A 15,236-nucleotide genomic window follows, 5' to 3' on the forward strand; every position below is an offset into this window, starting at 1 on the left:
AAATTTTGTAAAACTGCCCCCTTTAGTGCAAGACTATTTGACATATGTTGAAGCAATTAAGGGACACAGCACTTTATCCGTAACTGAATATGCAAGCGATTTGAGAACATTCTTTCGTTTTATGGCAAAGCACAAAGGACTTTATCCTGAAGCAACGCCTGACAACGAAATTGATTTATCTCAAATTGACATTAACTTTATCCAAGGTATTACATTGAATGATGCATATACCTTTTTAGTCTACTGCAAAAATGTTCGTGGCAATAACGAAACGACCCGTGCCCGCCGTGTTGTGTGCATCAGGCGATTTTTTAGCTATCTATCGGACAACCTTGGTTTACTTTCCGTCAATCCAATGAAAAACCTTGATGCACCTAAAACAAAAAAATCTCTTCCAAAATATTTAACTTTAGAAGAAGCACAAAAATTACTCTCTGTAATAGACGGAAAGTACAAAGAACGAGATTTTGCAATCATTACCCTGTTCCTGAATTGCGGAATGCGTCTTGCCGAGCTTGTTTCTATCGATTATTCCGACATTAAATCTGACGGTACTCTTGTAATAACCGGTAAAGGCAACAAGGAGCGAACAGTCTACCTCAACCAAGCGTGCATTGACGCTGTAACAGAGTATATGAAAGTTCGCCCAAATGACAAGGTCAAGGACAAAGCTTTGTTCATAAGCAGTCGTTACCAACGAATCAGTCCTCGTATGGTTGAAATTATGGTTGCAAACAATCTTGAAAAAGCAGGTCTTGGCGGTCGAGGATTGTCTGTGCATAAACTTCGACATACTGCCGCCACCTTGATGTATCAGCACGGAAATGTTGATGTGCTTGTTCTCAAGGAAATCCTCGGTCATGAAAATCTTGGAACAACAGAAATTTATACACACATCCAAAGTGACGCTTCAAAGCAAGCAATTGATTCAAATCCCCTTGCTAACAATAAGCCCAATTTTACATCTTGATTATTGAATTCAAAAGGAAAATAATCAAAGAATTTACAAGTGATATTGCTGTAATCCCTGCTCCGTAGATTAAAAATGATTTTAAATAATCCTTTAAAACAAGTTGTTTTTCAGTGTTTTTTTGAAGTGAAATATCAAAAATGTTTTTGCTCAATTCTTTTGAAGAAGCGATTGTGAAAAACAAAATCACCATAAAAGCCGAGGCTTCGGGAACAATCATTAAAAGTGAGTACCCTATCCCCTTCAGCGAATGCATATTGTAATAAAACGCTATCTTTACAGCGATTTCAAAGCCACATAAAAAAGGTACAGCATTAATTATCGGAAAGCCAATGATGCACAATCCAAGCAAAATTGTTACAGTATAAACCAACAAATAAACCGACAGTCTGTCAATCACAACGGAAAGCAGACTGTCGCTTTTTATTGTTATAAAGTCACTCAAAAAATTTGAAAATTTTGAAAGTTCAAGACTTCTAAAAAGCAATGACCCTGCTAATACTCCAGCAATATATATCAGCAAAAGATAAATAAATTGACGGTTGCTTTCAACAAAATCTTCAAAATCAAACTTTTGTTTTGAAACAACGATACTTTTCATATTTATACCTTTAACTTTCTGGTTCTTTTTGCATTTATAATTGCAGAAAGCAAACTTCCTACGATAACAATTACTGCACATATTGCAAGCTGAATAAATGATTTATTCACTATGGAATTTATTACAGATAGTATTATTACAGGAATGTTTGATAATACACACATCAAGGCAAGACTGTTTTTAAAATTCATCGTTGACAAAAGTGCAGTAATAAAACTTGTGATAAACAAAACAGCGTACCCTAAATACGAACAATACAAATTATCCAAATCAAAAGTTATTACTATTTTACTAAATACTGCTGTCAAAAAAACGACAAAAGCAATTGATAAAAATACCGATTTCAGAACAAATCCTAAAAGAATATTATCTGTTTTCTTCATAAAAAAATCCCCCATATATCCTTTATTACAGGATATTCGGGGGATGATTTATTTATTACACTAATTATTTGTCTGACTTTTTGTCTGACTTTTTAGCTTCTTTCTTTTCCTTGGCAGCTTCCCTTGCCTTTTCAACTTCTTTCTTGTGTTGTTCTGTCTTTGTAACATTTGTGTTTACAGCCCAACGCTGAATCTTCATCTTGTTTCTGTCAGCACCTGTTTCGATAATTATATCTTCTTCTCTGATGGTAACTACCTTACCAACAATACCGCCGATTGTAATAATTTCATCACCGATTTCAAGAGAAGCACGCATTTCCTGCTCTTCCTTTTGACGCTTCTTTTGCGGACGAATCATCATAAAATACATTACGGCAACGAGTACAACCATAAGTACAATATAAGATGTAGAACCTGCCTTTGTTTGACCGGCAGCCTGCGTTGTTCCTTGCATTAAAGTTATTGCTTGCATTAAATCTAAAATCATTTTTTGCCTCCTAAAATACATTAAGTACTACAATTATATAGTATCTGTCAAATAATTGCAAGAACTATTTTAAATTCTTGTATCCAATCTATCAACATATTCATTTTTGTAATCTTCAAATGAATTGTTGTCAATGTTCTCTCTGATTTCGGTCATAAGGTTATTATAGAAATAAAGATTGTGCATAACCGCAAGGCGCATACCGAGCATTTCCCCTGCTTTAAGAAGATGTCTGACATATGCTCGTGAATAATTACGACAAGTCGGACACTGACATTCTTCGTCAATCGGATGGTCATCAAGGATATATTTGGCATTGTTGATGTTAATTATACCTTTTTTAGTAAAGAGCTGACCGTGACGGGCATTTCTTGCAGGCATAACACAGTCGAAAAGGTCTACACCTCGGCTGACACCCTCGAGAATATTTCCGGGAGTTCCGACGCCCATAAGATATCTTGGCTTATCGACAGGAGCAAATGGTTCAACGGCAGAGATAATTCGGTACATATCCTCTTTTGGTTCACCGACTGCAAGACCGCCGATAGCATAACCGTCAAGGTCCATTTTTGCGATTTCTTTCATATGCTCAACTCTCAAATCATCAAAGGTGCAACCCTGATTGATTCCGAAAAGCATTTGATTTTTATTGATTGTGTCAGGCAATGAATTGAGCCTATCCATCTCAACTTTGCATCGCTCAAGCCATCTCAAAGTACGAGCACAAGCCTCTTTTGAATATTCGTACTTTGCAGGATTTGCAACACATTCATCAAAAGCCATTGCAATTGTCGAACCTAAATTTGACTGAATTTGCATACTTTCTTCAGGACCCATAAAGATTTTTCTGCCGTCAACATGAGAATTGAATGTAACACCGTCTTCGGTAATCTTATTGAGCTTTGCAAGAGAAAAAACCTGAAATCCGCCTGAATCGGTCAAAATAGGTCTGTCCCAATTAGTAAATTTATGTAATCCGCCAAGAGTTTTTACTTTGTCATCACCCGGTCTTACATGAAGATGATAGGTATTGCAAAGCATAACCTGTGCGCCGACCTCTTTTAAATCAACAGTTGAAAGCCCGCCTTTTATTGCGGCAACAGTTGCAACATTCATAAAACAAGGAGTTTGAACCGTGCCGTGAACAGTTGAGAATTCACCTCGTCTTGCCTTATTTTCTGTTTTTAATAATTTATATCCCATAATATCTCCTTATTTTATATCGGTAAAGAAACATGCATCACCAAATGAGAAAAATCTGTACTTCTCATCCACTGCGATTTTGTAAGCGTTCATTACATTATCATAGCCTGCAAAAGCCGAAATGAGCATAATCAAAGTACTTTCAGGCAAGTGGAAGTTTGTTACCAAACCGTCAATACATTTGAATTCATATCCAGGATAAATGAAGATTGATGTATCGTCCTCATCCTCACAAATACAGCCGTTTTTAGTTGCGACAGATTCAAGAGTTCTTGTGCTTGTTGTACCGACTGCAATAACTCTGCCTCCGTTTTTCTTTGTGTCATTAATCAAATCAGCGGTTTCTTTGCTGATATGATAATGTTCGCTGTGCATTTTGTGATTTTTTACATCATCAACCTTTACAGGTCTGAATGTTCCAAGACCGACATGAAGCGTTACATAGCCAATCTTTATACCCTTTTCCTCAATTTTCTTGAGCATTTCCTCGGTAAAATGCAATCCGGCTGTCGGAGCCGCCGCAGAGCCTAATTCTTTTGAATAAACGGTTTGATACAATTCACCATTTTTAAGTTCTTCCGTAATATAAGGTGGGAGAGGCATTTTGCCGATCTTGTCCAAAATTGTATAAATTTCTTTGGAATCACATTTGAATTGAACCTTTCTGTTGCCGTCATCGGTAACATCAACAACCTCACATTCAACAATTCCATCGCCAAAAACAAATGATGTGCCGACCTTTGCTCTCTTGCCAGGTTTGCAAAGACATTCCCACACATTATTTTCACTTTGCTTTAAAAGTAAGAATTCGACAACAGCGCCTGTTTCCTTTTTTACACCGTAAATTCTTGCAGGAATAACTCTTGTGTCATTAAGAATGAGACAATCGCCGGGTCTTAAATAATCTATCAAATCCTTAAAAATTTTATGTTCTATCTCGCCTGTATTCTTGTCAATAACCATAAGTCTTGACATATCTCTCGGCTCCATCGGAGTCTGCGCAATAAGTTCTTGAGGCAAATCATAATAAAAGTCAGAAGTTTTCATCAAATATTCTCCAAATTTATATAATTATTAATTGACATCCATATATAAATAGTGATATTATATATACTAAATTATCTTGTGCAAATTGCACTTTGTTTATTATATTGCAAAATGATAAATAATACAAGTTCTAAGGAGAATTATTTATGAAAAAATTTAATGTCGGCATCGTAGGTGCCACAGGTATGGTTGGTCAAAGATTTATGACCTTGCTTGAAAATCACCCATGGTTCAATGTTGTTGTTCTTGCAGCATCATCAAGATCAGCAGGCAAACCTTACGGCGAAGTTATCGGCAACAAATGGTGTATGGACACACCTCTCGCAGATAAATATAAAGAAATGGTAGTTATGGACGCTACCAACGATATTGAAAAAATCACATCAATGGTAGACTTCGTATTCTGTGCGGTAAATATGAAGAAGGACGAAATCAAGGCACTTGAAGAAGCATATGCAAAGCATGAATGCCCTGTTGTTTCAAACAACTCTGCAAACAGATTCACTCCTGATGTTCCTATGGTAGTTCCTGAACTTAACGCTGAACACATCCACATTATCCCTGAGCAAAGAAAGAGACTCGGTACAAAGCGTGGTTTTATCGCAGTTAAGTCAAACTGCTCACTTCAGTCATATGTTCCTGCCCTCTTCCCTCTTCACGACAAGTTCGGTGTAAAGGATGTTTTGGTTTGCACATACCAAGCTATTTCAGGTGCGGGTAAAACATTTGAAACATGGCCTGAAATGATCGACAATGTTATCCCATACATCGGTGGCGAAGAAGAGAAGAGTGAAAAAGAGCCTCTCAAACTTTGGGGTAAAATCGAAGGCGACCACATCGAAAATGCTACAAAGCCTAACTTTACAGCACAATGTATCAGAGTTCCTGTTTCAAACGGTCACCTCGGCGCAGTTTTTGTAAACTTTGAAAAGAAACCAACAAAGGAAGAAATGATTGAAATTTGGAACAACTTCAAGGGCAGAGCACAAGAACTTGAGCTTCCGTCTGCACCAAAGCAGTTCCTCAACTATTTCACAGAACCTGACAGACCTCAAATTCATTCAGAGCGTATGCTTGAAAACGGTATGGCAGTTTCTATCGGCAGACTCAGAGAAGATACACAATATCAATACAAGTTTGTTTGTCTTTCACACAACACACTTCGTGGCGCAGCAGGCGGTGCAGTATTGCTTGCAGAATTGCTTGCCGCTGAAGGTTATTTAGACTAATCTATATAAGGAGAATATACTATTATGAAGAATCCGGTATTTACAGGTTCGGCTGTAGCTATCATTACCCCAATGAATGACGACTTCAGCATTAATTACGATGAATTTAAGAAGTTTATTGATTGGCAGATTGACAACGGAACAGATGCTATTGTAATCTGCGGCACAACTGGTGAAAGTTCAACACTTAAAACAGTACATCACCTTGAAGCAATTAAATTCTGTGTTGATTATGTTAACGGCAGAGTACCTGTTATTGCAGGTGCCGGCTCAAATAATACAGAATGTGGCCTTGAACTTGCTGAAAAGGCTTGTGAATATGGTGTTGACGCACTTTTGCTTGTAACTCCTTATTATAATAAGTGCACACAAAAAGGTCTTATCAAGCACTACACAATGTATCATGATGCAACAAATGTACCTATCATTCTTTACAATGTTCCGTCAAGAACAGGCGTAAACATTGCTCCTGAAACTCTTAAAGAACTTTCAAAACTTCCGAGAATCAACGGTGTTAAGGAAGCATCAGGCAACATCAGCCAGGTTATGAAGATTCACGCACTTTGCGGTGACGACCTCAATATTTGGAGCGGTAACGACGACCAAATCCCTGCAGTTATGGCTTGTGGCGGCAAGGGCGTTATCTCTGTCCTTTCAAACATTTGCCCACAGGAAACTCACGATATGGTTCAGGCTTATCTTGACGGTGACGCAAACAAGTGCACAGAAATGATGGCAAAATATCTTGAACTTGCAAACGCAATGTTTGTTGAGGTTAACCCAATCCCTGTAAAGGCTGCTTGCAATATGATGGGTTGGGCTGCAGGACCTTGCAAGATGCCTCTTTGCGAAATGACTGATGAACACACAGAATATGTAAAGAGCGTTATGCAAAAGTACGGACTTATTAAATAAGATTTTAGAGGAAGTATAAATGACAAGAATTATATTATCAGGATGCTGTGGCAAAATGGGTGGAGTTATCCAAAATATTGTTGCAAACCGTGATGATGCAACTATCGTTGCCGGTGTAGACAAGTTCAACAACAATATGACCGACTTCCCTGTTTATGAAAGCATTTTGGATGTAAAAGAAGAAGCAGATGTTGTTATTGACTTTTCAAATCCGTCACTTCTTGACAGTCTTTTGGAATATGGCAAGAATACAAAAACAGCCCTTGTAATTGCTACAACAGGCTATGATGACTGCCAAAAGAAAAAGATTGCCGAAGCATCAAAAGAATGCCCGGTATTCTTCACATACAACTACAGTTTGGGTATCAACCTTCTTGCTACTCTTGCAAAGAAAGCAGCTGCACTTTTGGGTGATGAGTTTGATATTGAAATTGTTGAACAGCATCATAACCAAAAGATTGATGCTCCATCAGGTACTGCGCTTATGCTTGCAGATGCTATCAATGAGGAACTCGACAACCGTATGAAGTATGAATACGACCGTCATTCGAAGCGTGAAAAGCGTACAAAGAACGAAATCGGTATGCACTCAATCAGAGGCGGCACAATCGTTGGTGAGCACGAAATTATTTTTGCCGGAAGAGATGAGATTATCACACTCTCTCACTCTGCAAGGTCAAAAGAAGTTTTCGCTGTTGGCGCTGTAAACGCTGCTGTATTTATGACAGGCAAAGAAGCCGGTATGTACGATATGGCAGAACTTGTAAAATAAACCAATAACATTAAAGAGCAAACCAATTACGGTTTGCTCTTTTTTAGTAAACATTAAATTATGAAAATAAATCATTGATTTTTCCTGCTAATTCATTCGGAATGTCAATTCCTTGCGGGCAATGTTCTTTGCACTTGCCGCATTTTACACAAGCAGTATGATTTACATCAATGTTTTTATACTGATCCTTCGCTTCAAATTCGGTGTACTCCCCTGTTTTGAGCTTATTGTACACATCAAATATCGTGCTGATTTTTACACCTTTTGGGCAGTCGGCACAATAATCACAACCCGTACAAGGAATAATATCGTTTTTATTAATGATTGATGCAACATTCTCACAAACTTTAAATTCATTTTCATTCATAGGAACAAAATCGGTCAAGGTATTGAGATTATCCTGCATTTGCTCTAACGAATTCATACCACTGAGGATAGTAATTACGTTATCATAACTTGCAACAAATTTCATCGCCCAAGATGCAATGCTTTTATCAGGAGCGTTTTGCTTCAAAACAGCCTCTGCATCTTTCGGCAAATCAGCAAGTTTACCGCCCCTAACAGGTTCCATTACTATTATAGGAATACCCGCATCGGTCAAAATTTGATATTGAGTTTTTGCATCCTGATTTTTCCAATCAAGATAATTCATCTGAATTTGAGCAAAGTCCCAAGGGTGAGCCGAAACGATTTTCTTTAAATCCTCAACTGTTCCGTGGAAAGAAAAGCCGATATTTTTAACCAATCCCTCTGCCTTTTTTTTAAGAACAAAATCATAAGCACCGTATTTTTCGCACTTTTCAAAATTACTCTTATCAAGCGAATGAAGAAGATAAAAATCAAAACAATCAATGCCTGTGCGTTGAAGCTGTTTGTTAAATATCTTTTCCATATCGGCAGGAGTTTTGCACATCCAAATCGGAAGTTTATCAGCTAAAAAGTAACTGTCTCTCGGATATTTTTTTAGTGTTTGACCGATAAATTTCTCACTTTTGCCGCAGTGATACATATACGCAGTGTCAAAATAATTGACACCGTTTTCGTATGCCATATCAACTATTTGTTGCGCCTTGTCGTAATCAATTAAAGGGTTAGCCTCTCGCTTAATCGGAGTTTTACACGGAAGCCGCATATTACCAAGCCCCAAACGGGAAACTTCAACATTTTTAAACTTAACTCTGTCAACCATAGTTTATTCCTTAACCCAAGTTACACCTTGAGGTGTGTCTTTAAGAGTAATGCCTTGTGCTTTGAGTTCATCACGAATTCTATCGGCAGTTGCCCAATCTTTGTTTGCTCTTGCTTGTTGACGCTCCTCAATAAGCTTTTCTATATCGTCATTAATATCATTTGACTTTCTGTTATAAACAAGCCCCAAAACACCTGTAAGCTCATCAAACATATCTGCAGCCTTTTGACAAACGTTCTTTGAAACATCCTTATTGATGATTTTTGTATTGATATCACTTACCAAATCAAATACAGCAGCAATACCGTCAGCAGTATTAAGGTCATCATCCATAGAATTGATAAACTGCTCTTTTCTGCTGTCAATCAACGCCAAGATTTCTTCATCATCAGCAATATCGGTTTTTGCGTTCTTAATGGAAAAATCAAGACTTTCACGGCAGTTATAAAGTCTTTCAAGTGCAGACTTGCACTGTTCGATAATTTCAAGATTATAGTTAATCGGTGAACGATAATGTGAAGAAATAAGGAAATATCTGATTACCTCATAGCCGTAAACATCGGCAATTTCTCTAACAGTTTTAAAGTTGCCGAGTGACTTGCTCATCTTTACATTGTCTACATTGATATAACCGTTGTGCATCCAGTATTTTGAAAACATACAACCGTTTGCGGCTTCGGACTGAGCAATTTCATTTTCGTGGTGAGGGAAAATAAGATCCTGACCGCCACAGTGAATATCAATTGTATTACCAAGATATCTTTTATTCATTGCAGAACATTCAATATGCCAACCCGGTCTGCCTTTTCCCCACGGAGAATCCCAGTAAGGTTCACCTTCTTTTGCGGCTTTCCACAAAGCAAAATCAAGAGGGTCTTCTTTTTTATCTCCGACAGCAATTCTTGCACCCGATTGTAAATCGTCAATAGGCTGATGAGAAAGTTTGCCGTAATCCTTAAACTTTAATGTTCTGTAATAAACATCTCCATCAATAGCATAAGCATAACCCTTTTCTTCAAGAGTTTTAATAATTTCTATAATTTCATCAATGTTTTCCGTTGCCTTTGGATGAACAGTAGCGTCTTTAAAATTAAGACCATGCGCATCAGTCCAAAATTCTTTGATATACTTTTCTGAAATTTCTTCAAAAGTGCTGTTTTCTTCATTTGCTCTCTTGATAATTTTATCATCAACATCGGTAAAATTCTGAACAAATTTTACATTATATCCCCTGTATTCCAAATATCTGCGAAGCACATCAAAAACGCAGAGCGGTCTTGCGTTACCGATATGAATAAAGTTGTATACGGTAGGTCCGCAAGCATAAATCTTTACTTCATTTGGGTCAACGGAAATAAATTCTTCCTTTCTTCTTGACATTGTGTTAAATATTTTCATTATTAACAATCTCCTTTAATTCTTTTATATCTCCTTGGAGCTTTCTTATTTGCTCCTCATTTTTTCTTATTGCATTCATAATCGGATCAGGAATATTGATTTGGTCCAAATCATCCACTCTTTCACCGTCTATTCTGACAATTTCACCCGGAACACCCACAACCGTACAGTTAGGTTCAACATCCTTAACCACAACCGCACCAGCGGCGATTTTAGCGTTTTTTCCGATTGTGATAGGCCCGAGTACCTTTGCACCCGCACCTATCATCACTCCGCTTTCTACGGTAGGATGGCGTTTGCCTATATCTTTACCCGTACCGCCGAGAGTTACGCCCTGATATATCATAACATCGTCACCGACTTCTGCGGTTTCGCCGATAACAATACCGTGACCGTGGTCAATTACAACCCTTCTGCCGATTTTTGCACCCGGATGAATTTCTATACCGGTTTTATGTGCAGAGCGTTGACTTATCGCCCTTGCTATAAACGGCATATTATGATTGTAAAACCAATGTGCTTTTTTATGAGAACGAAGTGCTTTAAAGCCAGGATAAAGCAAAATAATCTCTAACGGATTATCTGTTGCCGGGTCATGGTCAATAAAGCTCTGAATGTCTTCTTTATATTGTTTAAACATTAATATATCTGCCTTTCAAAAATAAAAAGCCCCTGTCAAACGACAGAGGCAGTAATACTGCGGTTCCACTCTGATTTATACTCAAGCTACCAATATAGCCTTTGCGGATAACGGTGCCCACCGTCTCAAAATACTAAATTTCCTTTGAGAAGCTCATGGGTGCATTTCACAATTTAACCTATACAAACTCTCACCAACCGTTTGCTCTCTGAATAGGCGAAAAACTGTTACTTCTCCCAATCATAGCCTTTAAATACATTATATTCATTTTTTGAAAAAATGCAAGCATAAATTTTAATTTTTTAACGATTAAAACAACAAAATTATTTTGTTTTAATATGCTTCCAGCCGTCTAATGTATATTTTATACCCGACAAAGCTGTAACTATACCTGCAATCCAAAAAGCGATTGTACAGTAAACAGTGAGCCATTGCGGAGGATTAAAGCCATTTGTGGCAATAATAATTTCTCCGTCTTTTTCCATAATTGCAAGGAGCAAGAAGGTCATACCTGTTGTTGCCATTTGAATAAAAGTCTTTGCCTTGCCGAAAACATTTGCCGCAATAACTTCACCCTCAACTGTGGCTGCCATACGCATACCTGCAACAAGGAATTCTCTTGCCATCATAATCATAATGACAATATCTGTTCTGATTCCGAGATTTATCTGAATAAGAAATGCCGCAAGCACAAGTGCCTTGTCTGAAAGAGGGTCCATCAGCTTTCCAAAATCAGTTACAAGTTTTCTCTTTCTTGCAATGTTGCCGTCAACGGTATCGCTGACACAAGCTATAAAATAAACCAAAAGTGCGGCAACCCAATGGTATCTGAACTGCCAAAGAGAAAACAGCCACAAAAACGGTATACAGCAAAATCTGAAAACTGTAATTTTATTAGGTAAATTCATAATGTTCTCCTATCAAATCATATCCGTCAAAATCTGTAATCTTAACATCGACAAAGTCGCCGATATTAAGTTTTTTATTTGAAGTAAAAATAATTCCGCTGTCAATTTCAGGCGAATCCATATATGACCGACCTGTGTACTTTCCGTCTGCAAAAGAATCAACAATTACCTTGTATACATTGCCGACTCTGCCTTTGTTTGAAGCCTCGGTAATGAAAAATTGAGCATTCATCAAAACTTCCTGTCTACGCTTCATGACATCTTCATCAATTTGATTTTCCATATCAAAAGCAGGAGTGTCCTCTTCAGGTGAAAAAGTGAAGCAACCCATTTTGTCAAACTTCATATCTTTTACGAACTCGCAAAGATTTTCGAACTGCTCATCAGTTTCGCCAGGGAAGCCGACCATAAATGTTGTACGAAGTGCCAAACCCGGAATAGCCTCTCTCATTTTATTGAGGAGCACTCTGTAATCGTTTCCGTCCCCTACTCTGTTCATATTTTTTAGAACAGTAGCATCTGAATGTTGAAGCGGAATATCAATATACTTGCAAACTTTATCCTCATTTGCAATAACATCAATCAGACTGTCGGTAATTCTCTGTGGATAGCAATAGAAAAGTCTAATCCATTCAAGTCCGTCAATCTTAACAAGTTCTTTCAAAAGTTTGTCGAGTGAATATTCACCGTACAAATCCTGTCCATATTTAGTGGTATCCTGTGCAACTAAAATTATTTCTTTAACACCACGATTTACAAGACTTTTTGCTTCATCAACAACAGATTCAATTGTTCTTGAACGAAAATTACCTCTGATGCCGGGAATGGCACAATAAGCACATCTGTTGTCGCATCCCTCGGCAATCTTCAAATACGCCCAATGAGGAGGCGTAGAAAGCATTCTTTCGCCATCAAGCGGAAGATAACACTTGTTAGGGAAATTTGAGGTTTTAATACCACACAGAGCCTTGTCGCACACCTTGACAATATCGGAATTAGCACCGATACCGATAACTGCGTCAACCTCCGGCATTTCCTTTAAGATTTCGTCCTGATACCTTTCGGCAAGACAGCCTGTGACAACAATTGCAGAAATCAGCCCTGCTTCTTTGTACTGTGCAACCTCAAGAATCGCATCTATAGCTTCACGCTTGGCATCTTCAATAAATCCGCAAGTGTTGACAATCATCACATCCGAATTTTCAATTTCATTCACAATTTGATACCCTGCCTGCGCAAGTTTTGCAAGCAGTGCCTCGCCGTCCACCTGATTTTTGGGACAGCCGAGAGATATCATACCGACTTTATAACCATTTGCCATTAATTGTATTCTTCATTTTCAATTCTTTCAAAGGCTTCCCTTATGTCAGAATATGAAAATCCCTTTCTCATCAAGGCGGCTATAACTTTTTTATTACCGTCTTGAGCATCTAATTTGTTTCTGTATTTTGTAAAAATCAAATCAACAACAGCCGACACATTGTCAATTTCTGTATCTTCAAGAGTATATGCGATGATGTCATTTGGCACACCTCGCTTATACATTTCCTGTTTGATATGATTTTTTGACATACGCTTGGTTTCGGACAGATATTTAACAAGATTTTTTGCATATTTTTCATCATCCAAATATCCGTAATCAATCATTTTTTCTATTGCTCTGTCGGCATTTTCTTCATCAACCGTGCGAAGAAGTTTTGTTTTAAGTTCTTTGACGGAATGATCTCGCCTTGAAAGCAAATCGTAGCACTTATCAATGGCTTTTTTATAATAAATCACGTTGCAAAGTTCCTGCCACTGCTCTTCGGTTATTTCCTGACCGTCTTTGAAAAAATGTTCTGCCCAGAAATCAATGTCTGTTGTTATTGTATATTCGTCATCGACAAAAATATGAATTTTTTTGCCTCTGCCCTTTGTATGAGATATTTTCATTAATCCTCATCATCGTCTATTGCGATGTCGAGCTTTGCTCTTGCAGCAGCTCTTGTTTGAGTAACAGGAGCTTTTGGTACTTCAGGCTCATCAACCGAAACAGCTTCTTCAGCCTCATTGTTTGCCAAAATATCCTTAATCTGCTTTTCAAGTTCAGCCTGAACATCAGGATTTGACTTGATATAATCCTTGAACTTTTCTTTACCCTGGAAACGCTCCTCTCCGTATGTAAACCAAGCACCGCCCTTTGAAACGATACCAAGAGTTACGGCAAGGTCTGCAATTTCACCGATTTTATCAATACCGGTTCCGTACATAATATCAAATTCAGCCTGTTTGAACGGCGGAGCAACTTTGTTCTTAACAATTTTTGCTCTTGTTCTTGAACCGATAAACTCATTGCCAGGTGCTTTGAGCTGTTCAATCTTTCTTACATCAATACGCATTGAAGAATAGAATTTGAGTGCACGACCGCCTGTTGTAACTTCAGGGTTGCCATAAATTACGCCAACTTTTTCACGAAGCTGATTGATAAAGATAATAATGCAGTTTGACTTATTGATTGCACCAGTAAGTTTACGAAGAGCCTGTGACATAAGTCTTGCGTGCAAGCCGACATGAGAGTCACCCATATCGCCCTCAATTTCTGAACGAGGAACAAGAGCCGCAACAGAGTCAACAACAATAATATCAACCGCACCGCTTCTTACAAGCTGTTCGGTAATTTCAAGTGCCTGCTCTCCGTTATCAGGCTGTGAAACCAAAAGAGAATCAACATCAACACCAAGATTCTTTGCATATCCCGGGTCAAGTGCGTGTTCTGCATCAATAAATGCAGCCTCACCGCCAAGCTTTTGACACTCTGCAACACAGTGAAGTGCAAGTGTTGTTTTACCTGATGATTCAGGACCGTAAATTTCTATAATTCTTCCCTTTGGAAGTCCTCCGATACCTGTTGCAAGATCAAGTGTAAGTGAACCTGTTGAAACAGCATCAACCTTTAAATGTGTGCTTTCGCCAAGACGCATAATAGCACCTTGTCCATACTGCTTTTCAATTTGCTTTAATGCGGATTCAAGGGCAGTTTTTTTATCATTTGCTTTTTTATCTACAGCCATTGATTATTCCTCCGAAATATATTTTGAATTTAACAGATATATTATACTATATATGGTATATAAAATCAAGAAAATATAGTACAAATATACCATAAATATCACTATTCAAAAAAATATTAAAAAAATGCTTGCATTTTCTGCAACTATCTGTTATTATATTTCCGTTGTAAATTATTAAGGAGGTGTTCGCAAATGGCTAAATGTGAATACTGTGGTAAGGAAATGTCCTTCGGTATTAAGGTATCCCACTCACACAGAAGATCAAACAGAACATGGAAACCAAACATTAAGAGAGTTAAGGCTATCGTAAACGGATCTCCAAAGAGAGTTTATGTTTGCACAAGATGCCTTCGTTCAGGTAAGGTTGAAAGAGCGTAAAAGATACGCAAAAGATAAAGCTGTTCATTTCGAACAGCTTATTTTTTTATATCAATAGCACAAACA

Annotated in this window: 17 protein-coding genes and 1 other annotated feature; of the genes, 5 read left to right on the forward strand and 12 right to left on the reverse strand. The window is 37.8% G+C overall.

Annotation, left to right across the window (positions count from 1 at the left end):
* Positions 1 to 37 precede the first annotated feature (37 nt).
* On the forward strand, positions 38 to 970 hold the full coding sequence (locus B5D29_RS04985; RefSeq protein WP_278286413.1) for a tyrosine recombinase XerC: 933 nt from the start codon (positions 38 to 40) through the stop codon (positions 968 to 970).
* Here the strand turns inward: B5D29_RS04985 and B5D29_RS04990 are convergent.
* The 5 genes from B5D29_RS04990 to queA all read right to left on the reverse strand — a co-directional run bounded on the left by B5D29_RS04990 (position 960) and on the right by queA (position 4,691).
* A complete protein-coding gene (locus B5D29_RS04990; protein WP_078768482.1) occupies positions 960 to 1,571 on the reverse strand; it encodes a stage II sporulation protein M in 612 nt (203 codons plus the stop codon). The genes B5D29_RS04985 and B5D29_RS04990 overlap by 11 nt on opposite strands.
* A gap of 2 nt (positions 1,572 to 1,573) precedes the next feature.
* On the reverse strand, positions 1,574 to 1,954 hold the full coding sequence (locus tag B5D29_RS04995) for a hypothetical protein (RefSeq protein ID WP_078768483.1): 381 nt from the start codon (positions 1,952 to 1,954) through the stop codon (positions 1,574 to 1,576).
* A 64-nt stretch (positions 1,955 to 2,018) separates the two neighbouring features.
* Positions 2,019 to 2,441, reverse strand: coding sequence for a preprotein translocase subunit YajC (gene yajC / locus B5D29_RS05000; RefSeq protein WP_242941748.1), 423 nt, complete (start codon positions 2,439 to 2,441; stop codon positions 2,019 to 2,021).
* A 69-nt stretch (positions 2,442 to 2,510) separates the two neighbouring features.
* Complete coding sequence (gene tgt, locus B5D29_RS05005) at positions 2,511 to 3,644, reverse strand: tRNA guanosine(34) transglycosylase Tgt (RefSeq protein ID WP_078768484.1); 1,134 nt, start codon at positions 3,642 to 3,644, stop codon at positions 2,511 to 2,513.
* A gap of 9 nt (positions 3,645 to 3,653) precedes the next feature.
* A complete protein-coding gene (gene queA / locus B5D29_RS05010) occupies positions 3,654 to 4,691 on the reverse strand; it encodes a tRNA preQ1(34) S-adenosylmethionine ribosyltransferase-isomerase QueA (protein ID WP_078768485.1) in 1,038 nt (345 codons plus the stop codon).
* 146 nt (positions 4,692 to 4,837) lie between these two features.
* On the opposite strand from queA, the gene asd reads away from it, so the two are divergent.
* Genes asd through dapB form a run of 3 tightly spaced genes read left to right on the forward strand, consistent with a single transcriptional unit; the run spans position 4,838 to position 7,607 of the window.
* A complete protein-coding gene (gene asd, locus B5D29_RS05015) occupies positions 4,838 to 5,920 on the forward strand; it encodes an aspartate-semialdehyde dehydrogenase (protein ID WP_078768486.1) in 1,083 nt (360 codons plus the stop codon).
* A 24-nt stretch (positions 5,921 to 5,944) separates the two neighbouring features.
* Positions 5,945 to 6,835: a 4-hydroxy-tetrahydrodipicolinate synthase gene (gene dapA / locus B5D29_RS05020; RefSeq protein WP_078768487.1), complete on the forward strand. Its 891-nt coding sequence runs from the start codon at positions 5,945 to 5,947 to the stop codon at positions 6,833 to 6,835.
* A 19-nt stretch (positions 6,836 to 6,854) separates the two neighbouring features.
* Positions 6,855 to 7,607, forward strand: coding sequence for a 4-hydroxy-tetrahydrodipicolinate reductase (gene dapB, locus B5D29_RS05025; RefSeq protein ID WP_078768488.1), 753 nt, complete (start codon positions 6,855 to 6,857; stop codon positions 7,605 to 7,607).
* 58 nt (positions 7,608 to 7,665) lie between these two features.
* On the opposite strand, the gene B5D29_RS05030 is transcribed toward dapB, so the two are convergent.
* The 7 genes from B5D29_RS05030 to recA all read right to left on the reverse strand — a co-directional run bounded on the left by B5D29_RS05030 (position 7,666) and on the right by recA (position 14,792).
* Positions 7,666 to 8,796: an aldo/keto reductase gene (locus B5D29_RS05030; RefSeq protein WP_200803072.1), complete on the reverse strand. Its 1,131-nt coding sequence runs from the start codon at positions 8,794 to 8,796 to the stop codon at positions 7,666 to 7,668.
* Positions 8,797 to 8,799: 3 nt separating this feature from the next.
* Positions 8,800 to 10,194 carry a cysteine--tRNA ligase gene (gene cysS, locus B5D29_RS05035; protein ID WP_078768489.1) on the reverse strand — a complete coding sequence of 465 codons (1,395 nt, stop codon included), beginning with the start codon at positions 10,192 to 10,194 and terminating at the stop codon, positions 8,800 to 8,802.
* Entirely contained in the window at positions 10,181 to 10,834 is a 654-nt protein-coding gene (gene cysE, locus B5D29_RS05040; protein WP_078768490.1) for a serine O-acetyltransferase, read from the reverse strand. The genes cysS and cysE overlap by 14 nt, the downstream gene beginning before the upstream one ends.
* Positions 10,835 to 10,875: 41 nt before the next feature.
* Positions 10,876 to 11,087 (reverse strand) — a binding site (T-box leader).
* Between the two features lie 70 nt (positions 11,088 to 11,157).
* Entirely contained in the window at positions 11,158 to 11,742 is a 585-nt protein-coding gene (gene pgsA, locus B5D29_RS05045) for a CDP-diacylglycerol--glycerol-3-phosphate 3-phosphatidyltransferase (RefSeq protein WP_078768491.1), read from the reverse strand.
* A complete protein-coding gene (gene rimO, locus B5D29_RS05050; protein WP_078768492.1) occupies positions 11,729 to 13,063 on the reverse strand; it encodes a 30S ribosomal protein S12 methylthiotransferase RimO in 1,335 nt (444 codons plus the stop codon). Before rimO ends, pgsA begins: the two co-directional genes overlap by 14 nt.
* Positions 13,063 to 13,674 (reverse strand): regulatory protein RecX, encoded by a 612-nt coding sequence (locus tag B5D29_RS05055; protein ID WP_078768493.1) that lies wholly within the window; start codon positions 13,672 to 13,674, stop codon positions 13,063 to 13,065. The genes rimO and B5D29_RS05055 overlap by 1 nt, the downstream gene beginning before the upstream one ends.
* Positions 13,674 to 14,792, reverse strand: a complete 1,119-nt coding sequence (recA, locus tag B5D29_RS05060; protein ID WP_078768494.1) for a recombinase RecA — start codon at positions 14,790 to 14,792, stop codon at positions 13,674 to 13,676. The genes B5D29_RS05055 and recA overlap by 1 nt, the downstream gene beginning before the upstream one ends.
* 192 nt (positions 14,793 to 14,984) lie before the next feature.
* On the opposite strand from recA, the gene rpmB reads away from it, so the two are divergent.
* Positions 14,985 to 15,170, forward strand: coding sequence for a 50S ribosomal protein L28 (rpmB, locus tag B5D29_RS05065; protein WP_078768495.1), 186 nt, complete (start codon positions 14,985 to 14,987; stop codon positions 15,168 to 15,170).
* The last annotated feature ends 66 nt before the right edge of the window (positions 15,171 to 15,236 follow it).

Source organism: Eubacterium coprostanoligenes (genome assembly GCF_900167205.1).
Taxonomy (GTDB): domain Bacteria; phylum Bacillota; class Clostridia; order Oscillospirales; family Acutalibacteraceae; genus Eubacterium_R; species Eubacterium_R coprostanoligenes.

Bases quoted from the DNA above. Each gene is read 5' to 3' on its own strand.
- B5D29_RS04990 (WP_078768482.1), bottom strand. From the start codon at position 1,571: ATGAAAAGTATCGTTGTTTCAAAACAAAAGTTTGATTTTGAAGATTTT.
- B5D29_RS04995 (WP_078768483.1), bottom strand. From the start codon at position 1,954: ATGAAGAAAACAGATAATATTCTTTTAGGATTTGTTCTGAAATCGGTA.
- yajC (WP_242941748.1), bottom strand. From the start codon at position 2,441: ATGATTTTAGATTTAATGCAAGCAATAACTTTAATGCAAGGAACAACG.
- tgt (WP_078768484.1), bottom strand. From the start codon at position 3,644: ATGGGATATAAATTATTAAAAACAGAAAATAAGGCAAGACGAGGTGAA.
- queA (WP_078768485.1), bottom strand. From the start codon at position 4,691: ATGAAAACTTCTGACTTTTATTATGATTTGCCTCAAGAACTTATTGCG.
- asd (WP_078768486.1), top strand. From the start codon at position 4,838: ATGAAAAAATTTAATGTCGGCATCGTAGGTGCCACAGGTATGGTTGGT.
- dapA (WP_078768487.1), top strand. From the start codon at position 5,945: ATGAAGAATCCGGTATTTACAGGTTCGGCTGTAGCTATCATTACCCCA.
- dapB (WP_078768488.1), top strand. From the start codon at position 6,855: ATGACAAGAATTATATTATCAGGATGCTGTGGCAAAATGGGTGGAGTT.
- B5D29_RS05030 (WP_200803072.1), bottom strand. From the start codon at position 8,796: ATGGTTGACAGAGTTAAGTTTAAAAATGTTGAAGTTTCCCGTTTGGGG.
- cysS (WP_078768489.1), bottom strand. From the start codon at position 10,194: ATGAAAATATTTAACACAATGTCAAGAAGAAAGGAAGAATTTATTTCC.
- cysE (WP_078768490.1), bottom strand. From the start codon at position 10,834: ATGTTTAAACAATATAAAGAAGACATTCAGAGCTTTATTGACCATGAC.
- pgsA (WP_078768491.1), bottom strand. From the start codon at position 11,742: ATGAATTTACCTAATAAAATTACAGTTTTCAGATTTTGCTGTATACCG.
- rimO (WP_078768492.1), bottom strand. From the start codon at position 13,063: ATGGCAAATGGTTATAAAGTCGGTATGATATCTCTCGGCTGTCCCAAA.
- B5D29_RS05055 (WP_078768493.1), bottom strand. From the start codon at position 13,674: ATGAAAATATCTCATACAAAGGGCAGAGGCAAAAAAATTCATATTTTT.
- recA (WP_078768494.1), bottom strand. From the start codon at position 14,792: ATGGCTGTAGATAAAAAAGCAAATGATAAAAAAACTGCCCTTGAATCC.
- rpmB (WP_078768495.1), top strand. From the start codon at position 14,985: ATGGCTAAATGTGAATACTGTGGTAAGGAAATGTCCTTCGGTATTAAG.